The organism is Cellulomonas sp. P5_C5 (assembly GCF_054049655.1).
The window spans coordinates 1-18,517 of record NZ_JBFULY010000029.1 but is presented as its reverse complement, the minus strand read 5'-3'; the positions used below and the strand labels follow the sequence as shown (position 1 = coordinate 18,517).

Sequence of the window (18,517 nt, the reverse complement as noted above, 5' to 3'; positions counted from 1 at the left end):
TCACGCCCCCTCAGTCGGTGGCGACCGTCGGATCGAGGCTGGTGACGAACTGCGTCGCGGTGCCGAGCGCCGTCGCGGCCGCCTGGCCAGGGGCGTCGCCGACGATCTGCACGCGGATGACGACGCCGTCGCGCACGGCCCAGAGGAACGCCGTGGCGTAGGGGTCCGCGGCGACGCTGCCGTCGTCCTGGAACGACGCCTCGTCGCGCGTGAGCATCCACGCCGTCCAGCCGGGCAGGTCCACCTCGTCCACGCCCGCCCCGGAGATGACGGCCCGCGGGATGTAGGAGCCGTCCGCGTTGTCCACCCGGGGCGTCTCCCCGTCGACGGCCCAGCCCTCGAGGTCGGCGGCCTCCGTCGCGACGGCGGTCTGCGCCGCCTCCGCGTCGGGCATCTCGTAGACCTCGATCACCCGGCTCGCGCCGCCGGCGACGGGCAGCTCGATCGGGTCACCCATGGCGAAGGCGTGGCCGGACAGGGACGCGGCCCGCAGGTCGCCGAGCCCGGGGTTGCCGCACTGGGGCAGGGTCGGGCTGGGCAGGGCGGCCCTCTCGTCCTCGGTCGCGGCGAGCTCCGCGGCGACCCGGTCKAGGTACTGCTGCGCCTCGGGAGAGCCCGGCTCGTACTCGTCGCAGCGCTCGACGGTCGCGCCGGGCACCAGCGTGCTGGTCAGCGCGGCGGTCGCCTGCTCGAACGTCAGCGGTGCGCGCGTCGGGGTCGGGGACGCCGACGGGGACGCCGACGGCTCGGCGCCGGTGTCCGGGGAGCAGGCGGCGAGGGCGGCGAGCACGACGACGGCGGTGACGCTGCGGGCGAGGCGGAGCGGAAGCATCCGCCCATCCTCACGCACGCGCAGATCCCCGCGGGTCTCCGTCCGCGGGTGGTCTTCACGACGAGCGCAGGGCCGCCAGCGCCGCGTGCAGGTTCGCCGTGACCGCCGTGCGGTGCGGCTCCACCCAGTCGCCCTCGAACCTCCGGGGTGTGATCTCGATCAGCATCACCAGGCACAGCCGCATCCGGTACAGGTCCAGCCGGACGCGCGCGGACGGGCTGTCGACGTCCAGCGGTCCGTACGCGGCCAGCAGCGCGGGGGTCCCGGGCTCGCGGCCCATGGGGTCGATGCCGACGAGGTCCGCCAGCGGGTCGCCCCAGAACGCTCGCTCGGGGTCGATGACGCCGACGACCGTGCCGGTGGACTCCTCGACGAACAGGTTGCCGGCCCAGAGGTCGGTGTGGACGAGGGCGGGGCGGGTGACGTCGTCGAGCACGTGCGCGTGCCGGGACATGACCACGCGGACCTCGTCGGCAGGGACCGCCACCGACCAGCGCACGGCGTCGTCGAGGAGCTCGTCGACCATGCCGGTGAACGCCTCGGTCCAGGTGGCCGCCTGTCGCCCGCACGGGTACCCGTAGGCCGGACCGGTGAGCCGGTGCAGCGCCGCGAGCACCGCACCGGTGCCGCGCTCGGCGACGGCCGTCCGCGGATCCGTCGGCCCGAACCCCGCGTCCACCAGCGGCACCCCGGGCAGGTGGCTGACCACGAGGGCGTCGCTGGGCAGCACCGTGCGCGTGAAGTCGGTGAGCAGCACCTGCGGCATCAGCAGGTCGGGCACCGACGCCGCGAGCCCGTACACCAGGGCCTCGGCGCGCAGCAGGTCGTGCTCGTAGCCGAGCAGCTGGTCGGTCCGCGTCGGGGCGGTCTTCACGACGACGCGCCTGCCGTCCGTCAGGGTCACCCGGTACGTCGTCGCGAACTGCCCGCCGGTGAGGAGCTCGGCGTCCTCGAGCACGCCGAGCGGCGCGACGAGCGCGGTGAGTGCGTCGATCACGACCGCTTCGGCTCCACGGCCTCGGCGACCTCGCACGCCGCCACCGCGGCACCGCCGGTCGCGGAGGGCGACTCGGCCTCCACGGAGTTGTGCACGTGCTCCGCGCCGTCCCCGCGCAGCGTCCGCAGCGCCAGGAGCGTGGCCAGGACGGCCGCCCCGGCGGAGATCACGACGACGAGGAACCCGGCGTGCGACCCGTTGATGTCGATCTGCGCCCCGGCCACCGACGACCCGACGGACACCCCGACGCCCAGCGACGTCCCCACCCACGTCAGTCCCTCGGTCAGGCRCTCCCGCGGGACGAGGTCCTGCACGAGGCCGTTGCCGTTGATGAGGGTGGGCGCGATGGCGAACCCGGCGACGAACATGACGGCGGCGAGCGCCACGAGCGACTGCACGAGGAAGAAGAAGCAGACGCCGACCGCGAGCGCGACCATCCCGGTGGCGAACCGCACGTACAGGGGCCGCTTCCAGGTGCGCGTGCCGTAGAGCAGCCCGGAGATGAGCGACCCGAGCGCGAAGATCGCCAGGATGACCCCGGCCGCGCCCTTGGACCCGGACTCCTCGGCGAACGCGACGGTCGCGACGTCGGTGGCACCGAAGATCGAGCCCATCGCGACGAACACGATGGCGAGGACCACCATGCCGGGCTTGCGCAGCACCGACCCCTTCGGGCGCGGGCTGCCGACGGGTGCGGGTGGCGGCTCGGTGCGGCGCAGGGACAGGAACCAGTACCCGCCGACGAGCATGGCGACCAGGGGCACGATCAGCCCGGCGGTCGGCGCGACGCCGGTGGCCAGGACGGTGGCGAGGACGGGTCCGACGATGAACACCAGCTCGTCGAGCGCCGACTCCAGGGAGTACGCGGTGTGCATGCGGTGCGGGTCGGCGCCGAGCACGCGAGCCCAGCGCGCCCGGACCAGGGACCCGAACGACCCGATGCCGGCACCGGTCACGACAGCGGCGACGTAGAGCCAGACCTCGTGCGCCTCCGTGGTCGCGGCGACGACGAGGCCGACGAGCCCGACCGCGGCGATCGCGACGGCGGGCCGCATGATCCGCGACTGCCCGTGCCGGTCGACCAGCCGTGCGAGCTGCGGGGAGCACAGCGCCTGCGCGATGACGTAGACCGCGGACACCCGTCCGGCCAGCCCGTAGGACCCGTACAGCGTGGAGACCATGAGCACGATGCCGATGCCGACCATCGACATGGGCAGCCGCGCGAGCACACCGGCACCCGAGAACGCGAGGGCTCCGGGGCGCGTGAGCACGTCGCGGTACGGCTGGAGCATGCAGCCAGTGTGTCATCCGCTCTTCCGCGCGGCCCTTCGGTGCTTCACCATTCAGGCATGACGGACGTGCAGGTCAGCGACGCTCCCGACGAGCACCGGTTCGAGGCGCGGAACCTCGACGGTGAGCTGCTGGGCTTCGCGGTGTACGACACGATCGGCACCACGGTCGTCTTCACGCACACCGAGGTGGATCCCCGGTTCGAGGGTCAGGGCATCGCGTCGACCCTGGTGCAGGGTGCGCTGGACGCGGTCCGGGCGAGCGGCCGGGACGTCGTCGCGTTCTGTCCCTACGTCAAGGCGTGGCTCGGCCGCCACCCCGACTACCAGGACCTGGTGCGCGCACCCCAGAAGTGAGAGAAGCCCCCAGGGGAGTCGTCACCCCGGGGGCCCCTGCTGGTGGCTGGGCCTAGGCACTGGCCCTTCTGCGCTAGGCGCCCAGTGCTGCCGAGACCACGTCCTTCGCCTCCGCCTGCACCTGGGCGAGGTGCTCCGCGGACACGAACGACTCGGCGTAGATCTTGTACACGTCCTCGGTGCCGGACGGCCGGGCGGCGAACCACGCGTTGTGCGTGGTGACCTTGAGCCCGCCGATCGACGCGTTGTTCCCGGGCGCGTTGGTCAGCTTCGCGGTGATCGTCTCGCCGGCCAGCGACGTCGCGGTCACCTGGTCCGGCGTCAGCTTGGACAGCGTCGCCTTCTCCTCGCGGGACGCGGCCGCGTCGACCCGGGCGTACCAGGACTGCCCGAACTCCCCGACGAGGTCCCGGTGGTGCTCCGACGGGGACTTGCCGGTGGTCGCCAGGATCTCCGAGGCCAGCAGCGCGGGCAGGATGCCGTCCTTGTCGGTGGTCCACACAGTCCCGTCCTTGCGCAGGAACGACGCCCCCGCGGACTCCTCGCCGCCGAACCCGACGGACCCGTCGACGAGCCCGGGCACGAACCACTTGAACCCGACGGGGACCTCGAGCAGGCGCCGGCCGAGCCTGTCGGCCACCCGGTCGATCAGGCTGGACGACACCAGCGTCTTGCCGATCGCCGTCCCCGCCGGCCAGCCCGGACGCGCCCCGCCGTACAGGTACGCGATGGCGACCGCGAGGTAGTGGTTCGGGTTCATCAGCCCGTCGGCGGTGACGATCCCGTGCCGGTCGGAGTCGGCGTCGTTCCCCGTCGCGATGTCGAAGGGCGCCGGGTCGCCCGCCATGCGGCTGACCAGCGACGCCATCGCGTACGGCGACGAGCAGTCCATCCGGATCTTGCCGTCCCAGTCGAGCGTCATGAACGCCCACCGCGGGTCCACCGTCGGGTTCACGACGGTCAGGTCGAGCCCGTAGTAGTCGCCGATCTCGCCCCAGTACTCCACGGACGCGCCACCCAGCGGGTCCGCGCCGATGCGGACGCCCGACGTCCGGATGGCCTCGACGTCGATGACGTTGGCCAGGTCGGCGACGTACGACGACAGGTAGTCGTGCTTGAGCGTGGTGTCCGCGGCGAGCGCCGTCTCGATGCTCACGCGGGGGACGGACCTCCAGCCGGACGCGAGGATCTCGTTGGCGCGGTCGGCGATCCACCCGGTGGCGTCCGAGCCCGCGGGGCCGCCGTCCGGCGGGTTGTACTTGAAGCCGCCGTCGCGCGGAGGGTTGTGCGACGGGGTCACGACGATGCCGTCGGCCAGGCCGGGCCCGTGCGTCCGGACGCCCTCGGAGCTGCCCGCGCCGTTGTGCCGCAGGATCGCGTGCGAGACGCCGGGCGTCGGCGTCCACGAGTCGCGGGCGTCGACGTGCACCTCGACGCCGGCCGCGGCCAGCACCTCGAGCGCGGACCGCCACGCCGGGTCGGACAGCGCGTGCGTGTCCCGGCCGATGAACAGGGGACCGTCGGTGCCCTGGTCGCGCCGGTACTCCACGATCGCGGACGTGATGGCCACGATGTGCGCCTCGTTGAACGCCGTGTCCAGCGCCGAGCCGCGGTGGCCGCTGGTGCCGAACGCCACGCGCTGCGCCGGGTCGTCGAGGTCGGGTTCGCGGTCGTAGTACGCGCCGGTCAGGGCGTCGAGATCGACGAGGTCGGACGGCTGGGCAGGTGTTCCGGCACGCGGGTCCATGTCGCGATCCTCCCTCACGCCCGGTGCGGGCGCACCCCCCGTTCCACCAGCGCCTGCCGCTCATCCAGCAGACGCCCCCACGCTGTCGTCCCGACCGCCGCGGATGGCTCGGGCGCACCGGACCGGTAGCCTTTCCCGCATGGCCAAGAACTCGTCCGACTTCGTGCTGCGCCCGTTCGAGGGGCTCCCCGGTGAGCCCGACTGGGTGGCGCTCAAGGAGCTCGTCCCCGCCGCGACCGCCACGGCCMGCACCACGAAGAAGTACGGCGCACGCGACGTCCTRGTGACGACGGTCCTGCCGACGTCCTGGCCGGCGCTGCACCGCGCCGACGGCCTGGTCCTGCTGGCCCTGCAGACGACGAGCAGCTCGAACGACGTCAGCCGCGACCTCGCGCACGCCCTGCTCGAGGCCATCGAGGTCGAGGCCGGCACGGCCGTCGAGACCATCGGCCTGCCCGAGCCCGGCCCGCGCCTGCAGGACGTGCTGGACCTGAGCGTGCCGTTCGAGGTCACCGTGCAGGAGTCGTTCGCCTACTGGCTGGCCCCGGACACCGAGCGCACGCCGGACCTGCAGGCCGCGATCGAGGAGGCCGACGCCGGCATCATCGACACCGTCAAGCTCGAGTCCGCCGACGCCGCGTACTGGTGCCGGATGGGCGCCCGCGAGTTCCTGCGCTGGGCGCAGCCGCACGAGGAGCAGGTCGTGCTCGACGCCCTGTCCCGCCTGCACGCCAAGCGCGAGTCCGGCTTCGAGGGCGCCAAGTTCGTCGGCTACTTCCGCTCGGCCGGCCTGGTCGTGCCGGTGTGGGAGCTGGCGAAGGGGTCGGAGGCCGAGGACATCGAGAAGCCCGTCGCCGACTTCCTGCCCCGGTTCGAGGCGGCGCTCGCGGACACGACGCCGCTGGACGCCAACGAGCGGCGTGCGCGGGCCGGTCTCGTGGCCCGGCAGGTCACCCTGCGCTGACCAGCAGGACCTGCGCGGAAAGATAGGGTGGCCGACGTGACGCGCAAGGGCGGCAAGGCCGCCGACGACCAGGCGGAGACAGCCGCTCCGACTCCTCCCGTCGAGTCGGTCGACACGGTCCCGACCCCGTCGGTGGCGGCGCGCAAGGCGGCCGTCGACGCGCGCAAGGCGGCAGCCCACAAGGCCCGCCAGCGGGTCGCCGTGATCATCCCCGCCAAGGACGAGTCGCGGCGCATCGCGGCGACCGTCCGCTCGGCCCGGGCGATCCCGCACGTCGACCTGGTGCTCGTGGTCGACGACGGCTCCGAGGACAACACGCAGCACGTCGCGCGCGAGGCCGGTGCGGTCGTCGTCCGCCACTCGCACAACCGGGGCAAGGCCGCCGCGATGGAGACCGGTGCGGCGGTGGTCGCCATGCGCGACGCCCCCGACCGTCAGCCGCGGATCCTGCTGTTCATCGACGGCGACCTGGGCGAGACCGCGGTCAACACCGCGCCGCTGGTGCCGCCGGTGTTCGAGGGGCACGCCGACCTCGCCATCGCACTGATCCCGCCGCAGCCGGGTGCCGGTGGCCGCGGGATCGTCGTGGGCGCCGCCCGCCGGGCCATCACGTCGATGACCGGCTGGACCCCGACGCAGCCCCTGTCGGGGATGCGCTGCCTGACCCGGGAGGCCTTCGAGGCCGCGACGCCGCTGGCGCACGGCTGGGGCGTCGAGACGGGCATGACGATCGACCTGCTGCGCCGCGGCTTCCGGGTGGTCGAGGTGCCGTGCGACCTGAAGCACCGGCCGTCGGGTTCCGACCTCAAGGGCCAGCTCCACCGGGCCGCGCAGTACCGGGACGTGCAGCTGGCGGTCAACGCCCGTCGCGTCCGCAGTGCGGCGGGCGCCGTGAAGCGCACCGTCACCCCCGCGCAGAAGCCTCCGCAGACGCACCGCTGACCGGCTCTTCCGGGGCGGGCCCGTCGAGCCCGCCGTCCGGCGCACCGAGCCGCCACTGCGCGGCCGCGGCGACGAGGCACGGGACCGCGAGCGCGATGCCCGTGGCCGGCACGACGATGCCGGAGTCGTTCATGAGGAACCCGACGGTCAGCGCCGCCGCGATCGAGGCGACCGCGGGCCGCAGCAGCGGGACCGCGCGGGTCAGCCCGGCCAGCGGCCCCTGACCCATGAGCTCGCCGCGCCGCGGGCGCCCGCCGACGACGACCAGCCACGTCAGCGCGATGCCACCGATCGCGGTGACCAGGTACCGCCACGACGTCAGCACGCGCAGGTTGACGGCGATCTTGCGGCCGACGACGTCCCACAGGCCGCCGTCGAGCACGGTGGCGAAGAACCGGCCGAGGTGGGTGCGGTCGGCCGGTGGGCGCATCCAGTCGAGGACCGCGAACCCGCCGACCACGACGACACCGACCAGCCCGATGAGCGCGACCGACTTCCAGCTGACCTTCCGGCCGCTGACGACGATGGTGAGCATCGCGAACGCGAGGATCAGCGCGGGCGGCCCGCCGAAGTCGCTGCCGAGCCCGGGGGCGCCGTCGACGACCACGATCAGCAGCCCGAGCCCGGCCACGACGGCGGTCGCGATCCCTCGTTTCCCGCGCCGCAGCAGGGGGTCGGCGATCGCGACGGCGAGCAGCAGGCCGGCGGCCGTCAGGAGCGCGAACGCCTGGTTGCTCATCCCGTAGAAGCGCGCGGCGAGCACGCGGTGGGCGCCCATGGGGGAGTCGATGACCAGCGTGGACCCGGTGCACGCGTCGACCACGAGCACGGCCACCGTCACCCCGGCGACCACCCCCGCGGGACCGAGCAGGTTCCGCCGCCAGGGACCGACCAGCGCCACGGTCGTGATGACGGCGACCCACCCGAGCAGCACCCACCAGAACGCGGCGACCGGCATGCCGGAGCGCCACCACGGGATCGTGTTGGTGAGGAAGGACGCCACCGGCGCGGCAGCGAGCGCGAGCGCGGAGACCTGCAGCACGCGCAGGGCGGGTCGCAGAGGCCCACGGTCGGAGCGACCCCGCCGGGTCAGGATGATTGCGGCGGCGATGAACAGCACCGCCTGGACCAGCACCAGCCGGGCCGAGTAGGCGCCGCTGACCCGGGTGACCATCGTGGCGTGCCGCTGGATGTCGAGCAGCTGCGCGACGCGGGCGCTCGCGGTGGCGAGCGGTGGGCCGGGGAGGATCACCGCGCCGCTCAGGGTGGCCGCGCTGTTGTCGAGCCCGATCCCGTCCAGCAGGGTCGGGGTCACGTCGACGGTCTGGATGAGCCCGGCCTGCCGGGTGGACCCCGAGGTCAGCAGGCTGTCGACGTAGTCCTCACCGTTCGGGGCGGTGCCGGACGCGGCGGCCAGCTGGAGCGCGGTGCGGCCGGAGTCGGCGAGCGAGACGACGAGGACGGTCGCCCCGGAGCGCTGGGCGCCGGCGATCGCGGCACCGATGCGGGCGTCGATGACCTGCGCCTGGATCGCGCGGGACGGCTCGATGATCGCGTCCGGGGTGGACACCTCGGGCGGCGACGGCTCGTCCAGCACGTCCCCCGGCGCGGTCGCGGTGGGCTGCGGGGTGCTCGGCCGCGGGGTCGTCGCGTAGCCGGGGTCGCGCAGGGAGCCCGCGTCGACGACCACGAGCCGCGACGCGTCGAGGGCCTCCCGCACCGCCCGGGTGAGGCCGGTGCTGGTGGCCGGGAGGATCTCGTGGGTGCCGACGGGGATGCCCGAGGCGTCGGCGAGCGCGATCGCGGCACCCGGACCGATGCCCGTCGCGGGTGTGCCGGAGTCGGCGAGCATGTCGCCGAGGAACCCCGGCTGCGCACCGTACGACTCGGCGTCGGCCGCGGCGACGTAGTCCTCCCAGCCCGGCACCTCACCGCTCTCGCCCGGGTCGCGCAGGGTGCGGCACGTGCCATCGTCGGCCCGCACGTCCGCCGCGCGCGTGCCGGTGGACACCGCGAGCCAGCCGTCGGCGGGGCACGACCGGGAGGCGACGCTCCGGGCGGCGACCAGGCCCACGGAGCCCTCGCGGGACAGGCTCCACAGCGCGGGGGTGGTCAGGGTGGTGACGTCGTCCCAGCGGACTCCGGTCATGCCCACGAGGAGGACCGGCGGTTCGTCGGCTGCCTGCGCGGGGGTCGCGAACAGGATCCCCGCGAGGCTCAGCACCAGGGCGAGCACCGCGCCGCGGAGCACGGACGCGCGCGGGCGGGCAGGGGTCAGCACCGTTCCAGCCTACGGGCGCACTACCCTCGACCCGGCGGCGCTGCGGGGTATCCGTGCAGCGTGCACATCATCTGCACGGGAGGGACGCCAATGTCCGAGGGGCTACCGCGGTACGCGTACCTGGGTCCGGCCGGCACGTTCACCGAGGCCGCGCTGCGTCAGGTCGCGGCCGTCGGCGACTGCGTCGACCTGCCGGTGGCGGACGTGTCGTCGGCGATCGAGGCCGTCCGGACGGGCGACGCGGACTTCGCCGTGGTGGCCATCGAGAGCACCGTCGAGGGTGGCGTCACCGCGACGCTCGACAGCCTCGCGGGCGGCGACCCCCTCGTGATCGTGCGCGAGATGCTGGTGCCCGTGCAGTTCACGCTCGCCGCGGCACCCGGGGTGCGGCTCGAGGACGTCCGTCGCATCTCCGCCCACCCGCACGCGTGGGTGCAGTGCCGGCGCTGGCTGGCGCACCACCTGCCGTCCGTCGTGCACGTGCCGGCGACGTCCAACACCGCCCCCGCGGCGCTCATCGCGGCCGGTGGCGCCGAGCTGGGGTTCGACGCCGCGCTCGTGCCGCCGGCTGCCGTCGAGTCGTACGGCCTGGTCCCGCTCGCCACGGACGTCGCGGACAACGTCTCCGCGCAGACGCGGTTCGTCGTCGTCGGCCACCCGGGTTCCGTGCCGCCGCCCACCGGTGCGGACAAGACGACCCTCGTCGTCCACCTGCCCGACAACGAGGCCGGTGCGCTGCTCGCGATGCTCGAGCAGTTCGCGGTCCGTGGCGTGAACCTGTCCCGGATCGAGTCGCGGCCCATCGGCGACGCCCTCGGCCGCTACTCGTTCTCGCTCGACGCGGAGGGGCACATCACCGACGAGCGCGTCGGCGAGGCCGTCATGGGCCTGCACCGCCGCTGCCCGTACGTCCGGTTCCTCGGCTCCTACCCGCGCGCCGACGCCGTCGCACCGACCGTGCACGTCGGCACCGCGGACACCGACTTCGTCGGCGCGCGCGCGTGGCTGCAGGCGCTCCGGGGCGGGTCGGCGACCTAGGACTGCGCGCCCTCGGGCTCGTATGCGAGCAGCCGCTCGAGGAGCCGCAGTGAGCTCTCCTTGTCGAGGGTCTCGCCCGTCCACGTCTCCTTGAGGGACACCGTGCGGCCGTCGTGCAGGGTCAGCTCGGCCTGCAGGGGTGTCCGCTTGGTGATGTGCGCGACGGCGATCTGCTCGTACGCGAGGAACCGGTGGTACGAGGCGAGCTGCACGACGGACCCCGACTGCAGCAGCGTGATCATGCGGTTCTTGCCGTACTCGTCCTTCTTCGGCGTCGGGACCAGGATCATGCCGATGTCGAGGACGAGCACGTCGTGCTTCGTGCCGTCGACCTTCACGCTCGCCAGCCCGCCGAGCACCTCGCCGCCGTGGGCCGTGGCGGCCTCCGCGACCTGACCGGTGGACGTGACGTCGACGCCGAGCTCGGCCAGTCGCGCGCGGGCGGAGCCCACCGTCTCCGGCTGCAGCGCGGCGGCCGCGACCGGGGCGAGGTCGAGGACCTGGTCGTCACGGCCCACCAGCTGTGCCGGGCCGCTCCACGAGTGCCGCCAGCGGGCGATCCCGGCCTGGACGGCGGCCTGCGAGACGAGCAGCTCCAGGAGATCGGCGAGGTCGTCGCCCTGGGTGCCGAGGTCCTTCTCCAGCGCGGCGCGGCTGCCACCCGCGACCGCGTCGAGCACCGTGCTCAGGTTGGCGCGCGGCTGCCCGGCCACCCGGGCCGCGGCGCGGTACACGATGTCGGCGGTCCGCTGGCGGGACAGCACCAGAGAGGTCGCGGTCAGCTCCTCCCAGTCGAGCTGCGTGCGGCCCTCGACCTGGACGACGCGGGCGGCGAGCGCGGTGGCGTGCGCCTCGAAGCCGGGGATCAGCGACCACGCCGGACGCGTGTCCCGGGCCACCGCCACGTCGGGCATACGGTCCATCGCGGCGACGCGGACGGCGATCGAGGGGTGGCTGTCCCAGCGCGACTGCTCGGCCGGGGGAGCGTCGTCGCGCATCTCGGCCAGCTCGGCGGTCCGGGCGGTGACCAGCTTGCCGAAGCCGCCGAAGAACCCGTTCGCGGTGGGCGCGTAGCCCGACTCCCACGCGTCGTCGAGGTAGTTGTGCAGGTAGAACGACCAGGCGGCGTCCGCGACGGGCAGCTCGCGCAGCGCGCTCTGGGCGGTCGCGCGCCCCGCGATCCGGACGGAGAGCTCGTCGGCCTCCAGCTCCTGGCGGCGGTTCACGGCGGCGGACACGACGAAGAACAACCGCGCGTACAGGTGCAGGAACCAGCCGACGACGTTGCCGGACAGCTGCTCGAGCGTCGCGACGATCGCCTGCTTGCCGCGGTACGTCAGCGGACCGAGGCGGGTGTGACTGTTGGAGTAGTGACCGAGCTCGTGCGCGAGCACCGACCGGAGCTGTCCCACGTCGAGCGTCTGCAGCAGCGGGACGCCGAGGTACAGGTGCCGGGTGCCGCCGACGAGCCCGAGCAGGCGCGTGTCCTCGGAGACGGCCGCGTTGACGTCCGGGAGCAGGCGGATGTCGTCGGGGGCGCGGGTGCCGGCCTCCGCGGCGAGCTCCCGGACGGCCTGCCACAGCGCAGGGGCGTCGGCGGGCGTCAGCGTCGGGCCTTCGTCGGGTTCCGGGCGCGCTCGTGCGACCTTCCAGAGTGCAACGACCACACCGACGGCGATGGCGGCGGTGAAGAAGCCGAGCTTCGCGGCGGCGACCTCGCTGTCGGACTGGAACGCCCACCAGCTCAGCGCCCCCATGCCGACGATGATCGCCAGCGCGACGACGTAGAAGCCGGCCAGCAGGACCGCCGACAGGGCAGCGCGCAGGGTGGTGGTCACAGGGGTCCTTCCGGTGCGGGCCGCGACGTCGCGGTCCTTGTTCGCGGGGGATCGTAGCGGCCCTTCCGCGCGCCCCGCGGGCCGTTGACCCGGATGCCGCGAAGGTCCGGGTCAGGCCACCGCGACGCGCACCACGAGCGCCGCGTGGTCCACCCGTGCGGACAGCTCCGTGACGCGTCCGACGATGTCGCCGTCCACCTGCACGTGCTCGCCGCCCTGCACCACCACGCGGACCTCCTGCGCCCGGGTGTGGTCGATGCGGCCGATCTTGGCGGGCAGGTCGTTGCGCATGCCCGCGCCCTGCAGCATCACCTCGCCGAACAGCTGTGCCCAGCCGGCGATCCCGCCGCGCGTGTCGATCGCGGCGATGTCCAGCCACCCGTCGTCGAGCACCGCGTCGGGCAGGAGCGTGATGCCGCCGGGCAGCTTCCCGCAGTTGCCGATGAGCAGGCTGCGCAGCCGGGTCGACGTCATGGGCTGGTCGTCGAGCCGGACGTGCACGCGGGTGCGGCGGCCGTGCAGGTGCCGCATGCCAGAGACGAAGTACGCGATCCAGCCGACTCGCGCCTTGAGCTGCTCGTCGGTGTCGGCCACCATCGCGGCGTCGAACCCGAGACCGGCGATGACGAGGAAGATGTGGTCCCTGGGGCGTTCTGGCTCGTCCAGGGCGTCCACCGCGTCCGTCACCGGGTCGTCGACGTCCGTCTGCCACCGGTGCACCCGCAGCCAGCCCACGTCGATCGTCCGGTCCCGCCCCTCCAGAGCGGTGCGCAGGGACGCCATCGGGTCGCTCAGCGGCAGGTCGAGGTTGCGGGCGAGCAGGTTCCCCGTGCCCAGCGGGATGAGCCCCATCGGGATCCCGGTCCCGACCAGCCCTTCGGCCACGGCCCGCACGGTCCCGTCCCCACCGATCGCGACGACGACGTCCGCCCCCTGCGCCACCGCGTCCCGGGTCTGCCCGACCCCGGGGTCCGCGATGGTCGTCTCGAACCAGAGCGGCTCGGGCAGCCCCTGCTCCGCGCAGGCCGCGTGCACTGCCGTCCGGAGCGCGGGGACGTCCTGCTTGGAGGGGTTGGCGACGAACGCGACGAGCTGCCCGGTCGCCTCCACGTCCCGCGCGAGGCGCAGCGCCCGCGCGTCGGCTCCGCTGCGCGGCGACTCGATCCGCCGCCGGAGCTCACGCTGCCGCAGCCACAGGATCGCGACGAGGAGGAGGGAGGCGACCGCCACGACGGCCGCGCACACGGCCACCCACGCCTCCMAGGTCATGGGGCGAATCTACGGCCCGCGCGACGGGACCCGGCGGAGCCGCCCCGGCCGTCCGGCCCGGACCGGTGGGGTCGGTAGGGTTCTCGGGTGATCGATCTGCGGCTCCTGCGGGAGGATCCCGACCTAGTCCGCGCCAGCCAGAAGGCTCGCGGGGACGACCCCCACCTGGTCGACCAGGTGCTCGACGCCGACGCGCGTCGACGCTCTGCGCTGACCGAGTTCGAGACGCTGCGGGCGGAGCAGAAGTCCCTGGGCAAGCAGGTCGCGCAGGCCAAGGGCGACGAGAAGCAGGCGCTGCTGACCCGCGGCAAGCACCTGGCCGAGCAGGTCAAGGCGCTGCAGGCCGACGCGGACGCTGCCGAGACGGTCGCCACGGAGCTGAGCCGGAAGATCTCGAACGTCGTCGAGGACGGCGTCCCCGCGGGCGGCGAGGACGACTACGTCGTGCTCAAGCACGTGGGGGAGCGCCCCGCGTTCGACTTCCCGGTGCGCGACCACCTCGAGCTGGGCGAGGGCCTCGCGGCCATCGACACCGAGCGCGGCGCCAAGGTGTCCGGTGCGCGGTTCTACTACCTGACGGGGATCGGCGCTCGCCTGGAGCTCGCGCTGCTGAACGCGGCCGTCGACAAGGCCATGAGCGCCGGCTTCACGCCCGTCATCACGCCGACGCTGGTCAAGCCCGAGATCATGGCCGGCACCGGCTTCCTCGGCGCGCACGCGGACGAGATCTACCACCTGCCCGCCGACGACCTGTATCTGGTCGGCACCAGCGAGGTCGCGCTCGCGGGGTACCACTCGGGGGAGATCCTCGACCTGTCGGCCGGCCCCAAGCGGTACGCGGGCTGGTCGGCGTGCTACCGGCGCGAGGCCGGCTCGTACGGCAAGGACACCCGCGGGATCATCCGCGTCCACCAGTTCCACAAGGTCGAGGCGTTCAGCTGGACGACCATCGAGGACGCCGCCGACGAGCACCGCCGCATCCTCGGCTGGGAGGAGGAGATGCTGGCGCTCGCCGAGCTGCCGTACCGCGTCATCGACACCGCCGCCGGGGACCTGGGCTCCAGCGCGGCCCGCAAGTTCGACTGCGAGGCGTGGCTGCCCAGCCAGGAGCGCTACCTCGAGCTGACGTCGACGTCGAACTGCACCACGTTCCAGGCCCGCCGCCTGGGCGTCCGCGAGCGCACGGCGGACGGCTCCACGCGTGCGGTGGCCACCCTGAACGGCACCCTGGCCACGACGCGGTGGATCGTCGCGCTCCTGGAGAACCACCAGCAGGCCGACGGGTCGGTCCGGGTCCCTGTGGGGCTGCGGCCGTACCTCGGCGGCCTCGAGGTGCTGGAGCCCGTGCGATGACCCGCTGCCGCCTCGTCGCCCTCGACGTCGACGGGACCCTCATGTCCTACGACGGCGTCATCTCCGACGAGGTGCGTGCGGCGGTCCTCGCCGTGCGGGACGCCGGTCTGCACGTGGTGCTGGCGACGGGCCGCGGCGTGCACTCGGCCGTGCCGGTGGCGAGGGAGCTCGGGCTGACGGAGGGCTGGGTCGTCTGCTCGAACGGCGCCGTGACCGCGCGTCTGGACCCGGCGGCGGAGAACGGCTACGAGATCGTCCGGGTGGTCACGTTCGACCCCGGTCCGGCGCTGCGCACGATCGCGCTGGAGCTGCCCGACGCCCTGTACGCGGTGGAGGACCTCGGTCTGGGCTTCCGGGTGTCCGCCGACTTCCCCGACGGCGAGCTGTCGGGTGACCTGGAGGTCGTGTCCTGGGAGGAGCTGACGTCGACGCCGGCCACCCGCGTCGTCATCCGCAGCCCCGACAGCACCCCGGAGCTCTTCCACGAGCTGGTCGAGCGCGTCGGGCTGCACGAGGTCGAGTACGCCGTCGGCTGGTCCGCGTGGCTCGACCTGACGCCAGGGGGCGTGTCGAAGGCCAGCGCGCTGGAGGAGGTCCGCCAGCACCTCGGCGTGCAGCCGCACGCGACGGTCGCGATCGGTGACGGCGGCAACGACGTGCAGATGCTGCGCTGGGCGGCCCGCGGGGTCGCGATGGGCCACGCGTCCGAGGCGGTCCGCGCGGCGGCCGACGAGGTGACCGGCACGATCGGCGACGACGGCGCTCTCGTGGTCCTGCGCAGCCTCCTGGTCTGAGCCGCGGCGGGGTGTTCCGCCACGGACGATCTTGACCGTTCCAGAAGCACTTCCGCACGAAATCCGTGGTCCGGCCTCGCTGTGGCTCGCCTGTGACTCAATCGTGACCGGATTGCCCGGTCTCTACGGTTGCGTCCGTGTTGCGTAACGGCTTGCATCGCTTGCAAGGGTGCTGGGAAAGCCGCCAGCACCATCCGGAGCATGACGACGTGGAGGTCTCATGAACGGCACACGCAGGCGCCGCAGCCACCTGGCAGCGGCAGCGGCGGTCGGAAGCCTGGCCCTGGTGCTCACCGCCTGTTCGGGCGGGGACGACGAAGGAGGCGGCGGCGACGCCACCTCGGACGTCGACTGCACCGCGTTCGAGCAGTACGGCGACCTCGACGGGAAGACGATCAGCGTCTACACCTCGATCGTGGAGCCCGAGTCGGTCCAGCAGACCGACTCCTACATCCCGTTCGAGGAGTGCACCGGCGCGGAGATCGAGTACGAGGGCTCGCGGGAGTTCGAGGCACAGCTGCCCGTCCGCCTGCAGGCCGGCAACCCGCCCGACATCGCATACATCCCGCAGCCCGGCTTCCTCGCCTCGATCGTCGCGGACTACCCCGACACCGTCGTCGCGGCCCCGCAGGCGGTCATCGACAACGCGAACGAGTACTACACCGAGGGCTGGGTCAACTACGGCACGGTCGACGGCACCCTCTACGCGACGCCGCTCGGCGCCAACGTGAAGTCGTTCGTCTGGTACTCCCCGCAGGCGTTCGAGGAGAACGGCTACGAGATCCCTACCACGTGGGACGACCTCATCGCCCTCACCGACCAGATCAAGTCGGACTACCCCGACGCCAAGCCGTGGTGCGCGGGCATCGAGTCCGGTGACGCCACCGGCTGGCCGGCCACCGACTGGCTGGAGGACGTGATGCTGCGGACCGCCGGTCCGGACGTCTACGACCAGTGGGTCAACCACGAGATCCCGTTCAACGACCCGCAGGTCCTCGAGGCACTCGAGACCGTCGGCGGCATCCTCAAGAACCCCGACTACGTCAACGGTGGCCTGGGCGACGTCCAGTCCATCGCGACCGTCGCCTGGAACGAGGCCGGCAACCCGATCCCMGACCAGATGTGCTTCCTGCACCGTGCGGCCAACTTCTACCAKGCCAACTGGGACCCGAGCCTGACGGTCGCGGAGGACGGCGACGTCTACGCGTTCTACCTGCCGGGCAAGACGGCCGACGACAAGCCGCTGCTCGGCGGTGGCGAGTTCGTGACCGCCTTCGCGGACCGTCCCGAGGTCCAGGCCTTCCAGGCGTACCTGTCCAGCCCGGAGTGGGCCAACGCCAAGGCCGCGGCCACCGGTCAGGGCTGGCTGAGCGCCAACAGCGGTCTCGACCCCGAGCTGCTGCAGTCGCCCATCGACAAGCTCTCGTTCGACCTGCTCACGGACGACAGCTACACCTTCCGGTTCGACGGCTCCGACCAGATGCCCGGTGCCGTGGGTGCCGACGCGTTCTGGAAGCAGATGACCGCGTGGATCGGTGAGGACCAGTCCGACCAGGAGACCCTCGACAACGTCGAGGCCGCCTGGCCCTCATCCTGACGCTCTGAGGTACCCCTGGGGTGGGAGTCGTCGCGATGACGGCTCCCACCCCAGGCGTGCCGGGGCGCTCGACGCACGAAGACAACCTCGACGACGAGGAGGGTGAGGAATGGACTGGTTCATCCACGCCGAGACCACGGGACACAAGTTCGCGCTGATGTTCGTCGCGATCCTGCTGTTCGTGGGCGTGATGGGAGGGATCCTCTTCGGGATCGACAAGCTCAAGAAGGTGCCGACCTGGGCGGTGGTCGCGGCGTTCCTCGGCCCGACGCTGATCTTCGTCGTCTTCGGCCTGGTCTACCCAGGGCTGAACACCATCAAGGCGTCGCTCTACGACGCCAAGGGCAACGAGTTCGTCGGGCTCGACAACTACGTCACCGCCTTCACGCAGGACCAGTTCCAGACGGTGCTGCGCAACACGCTGCTCTGGGTGGTGCTCGTCCCGCTGATCGCCACCCTGATCGGCCTGGTCTACGCGGTGCTCGTCGACCGGACCCGGTTCGAGTCCTTGGCCAAGACGCTGATCTTCCTGCCCATGGCGATCTCGCTGGTCGGCGCCAGCATCATCTGGAAGTTCGTCTACGAGTTCCGTCCCGACCAGGGCAACATCCAGCAGATCGGCCTCGCCAACCAGATCCTCGTGTGGCTGGGCCTGGAGCCGTACCAGTTCCTGCTCAACCAACCGTGGAACACGTTCTTCCTCATCGCCGTCATGATCTGGATCCAGGCGGGCTTCGCGATGACCGTCCTGTCGGCCGCCATCAAGGCCATCCCCGACGACATCGTCGAGGCCGCCCGGCTCGACGGCCTGCACGGGCTCGGCATGTTCCGGTTCATCACCGTGCCGAGCATCCGGCCCGCCCTCGTCGTCGTCCTCACGACGATCGCGATGGGCACGCTCAAGGTCTTCGACATCGTCCGCACCATGACCGGCGGCAACTTCAACACGTCCGTCGTGGCCTACGAGTTCTACACGCAGAGCTTCCGCGCCCAGAACGCCGGGCTCGGTGCCGCGCTCGCGGTCATCCTGTTCGTCCTGGTGATCCCGATCATCGTGTACAACGTCCGACAGCTGCGCCTCTCGGAGGAGATCCGATGACGAACGCCTCGGCCCCCCTCCCTCCGCAGACCCTCGTCGACCCGCTCGAGGTCGACACGACACGCAAGCCGTCCCGGTTCGCCCGGACGGACGCCCGCGCAGGTCGCGCCGTGAAGAAGC

The 18,517-nt window shown here is 72.7% G+C and carries 15 protein-coding genes; 8 read left to right on the top strand and 7 right to left on the bottom strand.

Features of this window, described 5'->3' with window-relative positions; translation table 11 throughout:
* Positions 1-10: 10 nt before the first annotated feature.
* Genes ACXJKF_RS18365 through ACXJKF_RS18355 form a run of 3 tightly spaced genes read right to left on the bottom strand, consistent with a single transcriptional unit; the run spans position 11 to position 3,121 of the window.
* Positions 11-832: a hypothetical protein gene (locus ACXJKF_RS18365; RefSeq protein ID WP_456789161.1), complete on the bottom strand. Its 822-nt coding sequence runs from the start codon at positions 830-832 to the stop codon at positions 11-13.
* 55 nt (positions 833-887) lie between these two features.
* Positions 888-1,829 (bottom strand): phosphotransferase family protein, encoded by a 942-nt coding sequence (locus tag ACXJKF_RS18360; RefSeq protein ID WP_456789160.1) that lies wholly within the window; start codon positions 1,827-1,829, stop codon positions 888-890.
* A complete protein-coding gene (locus tag ACXJKF_RS18355) occupies positions 1,826-3,121 on the bottom strand; it encodes an MFS transporter (protein ID WP_456789159.1) in 1,296 nt (431 codons plus the stop codon). Before ACXJKF_RS18355 ends, ACXJKF_RS18360 begins: the two co-directional genes overlap by 4 nt.
* Positions 3,122-3,178: 57 nt before the next feature.
* Here ACXJKF_RS18355 and ACXJKF_RS18350 point away from each other — a divergent pair, with 57 nt between their 5' ends.
* Positions 3,179-3,475: a GNAT family N-acetyltransferase gene (locus tag ACXJKF_RS18350; RefSeq protein WP_456789158.1), complete on the top strand. Its 297-nt coding sequence runs from the start codon at positions 3,179-3,181 to the stop codon at positions 3,473-3,475.
* A 73-nt stretch (positions 3,476-3,548) separates the two neighbouring features.
* Here ACXJKF_RS18350 and pgm read toward each other — a convergent pair whose 3' ends face one another.
* Positions 3,549-5,222, bottom strand: a complete 1,674-nt coding sequence (pgm, locus tag ACXJKF_RS18345) for a phosphoglucomutase (alpha-D-glucose-1,6-bisphosphate-dependent) (RefSeq protein ID WP_456789157.1) — start codon at positions 5,220-5,222, stop codon at positions 3,549-3,551.
* Positions 5,223-5,361: 139 nt separating this feature from the next.
* Here pgm and ACXJKF_RS18340 point away from each other — a divergent pair, with 139 nt between their 5' ends.
* Complete coding sequence (locus ACXJKF_RS18340; protein WP_456789156.1) at positions 5,362-6,186, top strand: DUF5926 family protein; 825 nt, start codon at positions 5,362-5,364, stop codon at positions 6,184-6,186.
* A gap of 132 nt (positions 6,187-6,318) precedes the next feature.
* Positions 6,319-7,128, top strand: a complete 810-nt coding sequence (locus ACXJKF_RS18335) for a glycosyltransferase family 2 protein (RefSeq protein WP_456789194.1) — start codon at positions 6,319-6,321, stop codon at positions 7,126-7,128.
* On the opposite strand, the gene ACXJKF_RS18330 is transcribed toward ACXJKF_RS18335, so the two are convergent.
* Positions 7,091-9,409: a hypothetical protein gene (locus tag ACXJKF_RS18330; RefSeq protein WP_456789155.1), complete on the bottom strand. Its 2,319-nt coding sequence runs from the start codon at positions 9,407-9,409 to the stop codon at positions 7,091-7,093. The two genes, ACXJKF_RS18335 and ACXJKF_RS18330, sit on opposite strands and share 38 nt — an antisense overlap.
* A gap of 90 nt (positions 9,410-9,499) precedes the next feature.
* On the opposite strand from ACXJKF_RS18330, the gene pheA reads away from it, so the two are divergent.
* Entirely contained in the window at positions 9,500-10,447 is a 948-nt protein-coding gene (gene pheA, locus ACXJKF_RS18325) for a prephenate dehydratase (RefSeq protein WP_456789154.1), read from the top strand.
* On the opposite strand, the gene ACXJKF_RS18320 is transcribed toward pheA, so the two are convergent.
* Both ACXJKF_RS18320 and ACXJKF_RS18315 read right to left on the bottom strand, forming a co-directional pair.
* The gene (locus tag ACXJKF_RS18320) at positions 10,444-12,285 is read right to left on the bottom strand and encodes a M48 family metallopeptidase (RefSeq protein ID WP_456789153.1); all 1,842 of its coding nucleotides are present in this window, start codon (positions 12,283-12,285) and stop codon (positions 10,444-10,446) included. The two genes, pheA and ACXJKF_RS18320, sit on opposite strands and share 4 nt — an antisense overlap.
* A 111-nt stretch (positions 12,286-12,396) precedes the next feature.
* Complete coding sequence (locus ACXJKF_RS18315; protein ID WP_456789152.1) at positions 12,397-13,554, bottom strand: diacylglycerol/lipid kinase family protein; 1,158 nt, start codon at positions 13,552-13,554, stop codon at positions 12,397-12,399.
* A gap of 87 nt (positions 13,555-13,641) precedes the next feature.
* On the opposite strand from ACXJKF_RS18315, the gene serS reads away from it, so the two are divergent.
* The 4 genes from serS to ACXJKF_RS18295 all read left to right on the top strand — a co-directional run bounded on the left by serS (position 13,642) and on the right by ACXJKF_RS18295 (position 18,397).
* Positions 13,642-14,907 carry a serine--tRNA ligase gene (gene serS, locus ACXJKF_RS18310; protein WP_456789151.1) on the top strand — a complete coding sequence of 422 codons (1,266 nt, stop codon included), beginning with the start codon at positions 13,642-13,644 and terminating at the stop codon, positions 14,905-14,907.
* On the top strand, positions 14,904-15,701 hold the full coding sequence (locus ACXJKF_RS18305) for an HAD family hydrolase (protein WP_456789150.1): 798 nt from the start codon (positions 14,904-14,906) through the stop codon (positions 15,699-15,701). Before serS ends, ACXJKF_RS18305 begins: the two co-directional genes overlap by 4 nt.
* A 220-nt stretch (positions 15,702-15,921) precedes the next feature.
* A complete protein-coding gene (locus ACXJKF_RS18300) occupies positions 15,922-17,298 on the top strand; it encodes an ABC transporter substrate-binding protein (RefSeq protein ID WP_456789149.1) in 1,377 nt (458 codons plus the stop codon).
* A 109-nt stretch (positions 17,299-17,407) separates the two neighbouring features.
* Positions 17,408-18,397 carry a carbohydrate ABC transporter permease gene (locus ACXJKF_RS18295; protein WP_456789148.1) on the top strand — a complete coding sequence of 330 codons (990 nt, stop codon included), beginning with the start codon at positions 17,408-17,410 and terminating at the stop codon, positions 18,395-18,397.
* The last annotated feature ends 120 nt before the right edge of the window (positions 18,398-18,517 follow it).

Coding starts and splice junctions, on each gene's coding strand:
- ACXJKF_RS18350 (WP_456789158.1), top strand. CDS start 3,179: ATGACGGACGTGCAGGTCAGCGACGCTCCCGACGAGCACCGGTTCGAG.
- ACXJKF_RS18305 (WP_456789150.1), top strand. CDS start 14,904: ATGACCCGCTGCCGCCTCGTCGCCCTCGACGTCGACGGGACCCTCATG.
- pgm (WP_456789157.1), bottom strand. CDS start 5,222: ATGGACCCGCGTGCCGGAACACCTGCCCAGCCGTCCGACCTCGTCGAT.
- pheA (WP_456789154.1), top strand. CDS start 9,500: ATGTCCGAGGGGCTACCGCGGTACGCGTACCTGGGTCCGGCCGGCACG.
- ACXJKF_RS18295 (WP_456789148.1), top strand. CDS start 17,408: ATGGACTGGTTCATCCACGCCGAGACCACGGGACACAAGTTCGCGCTG.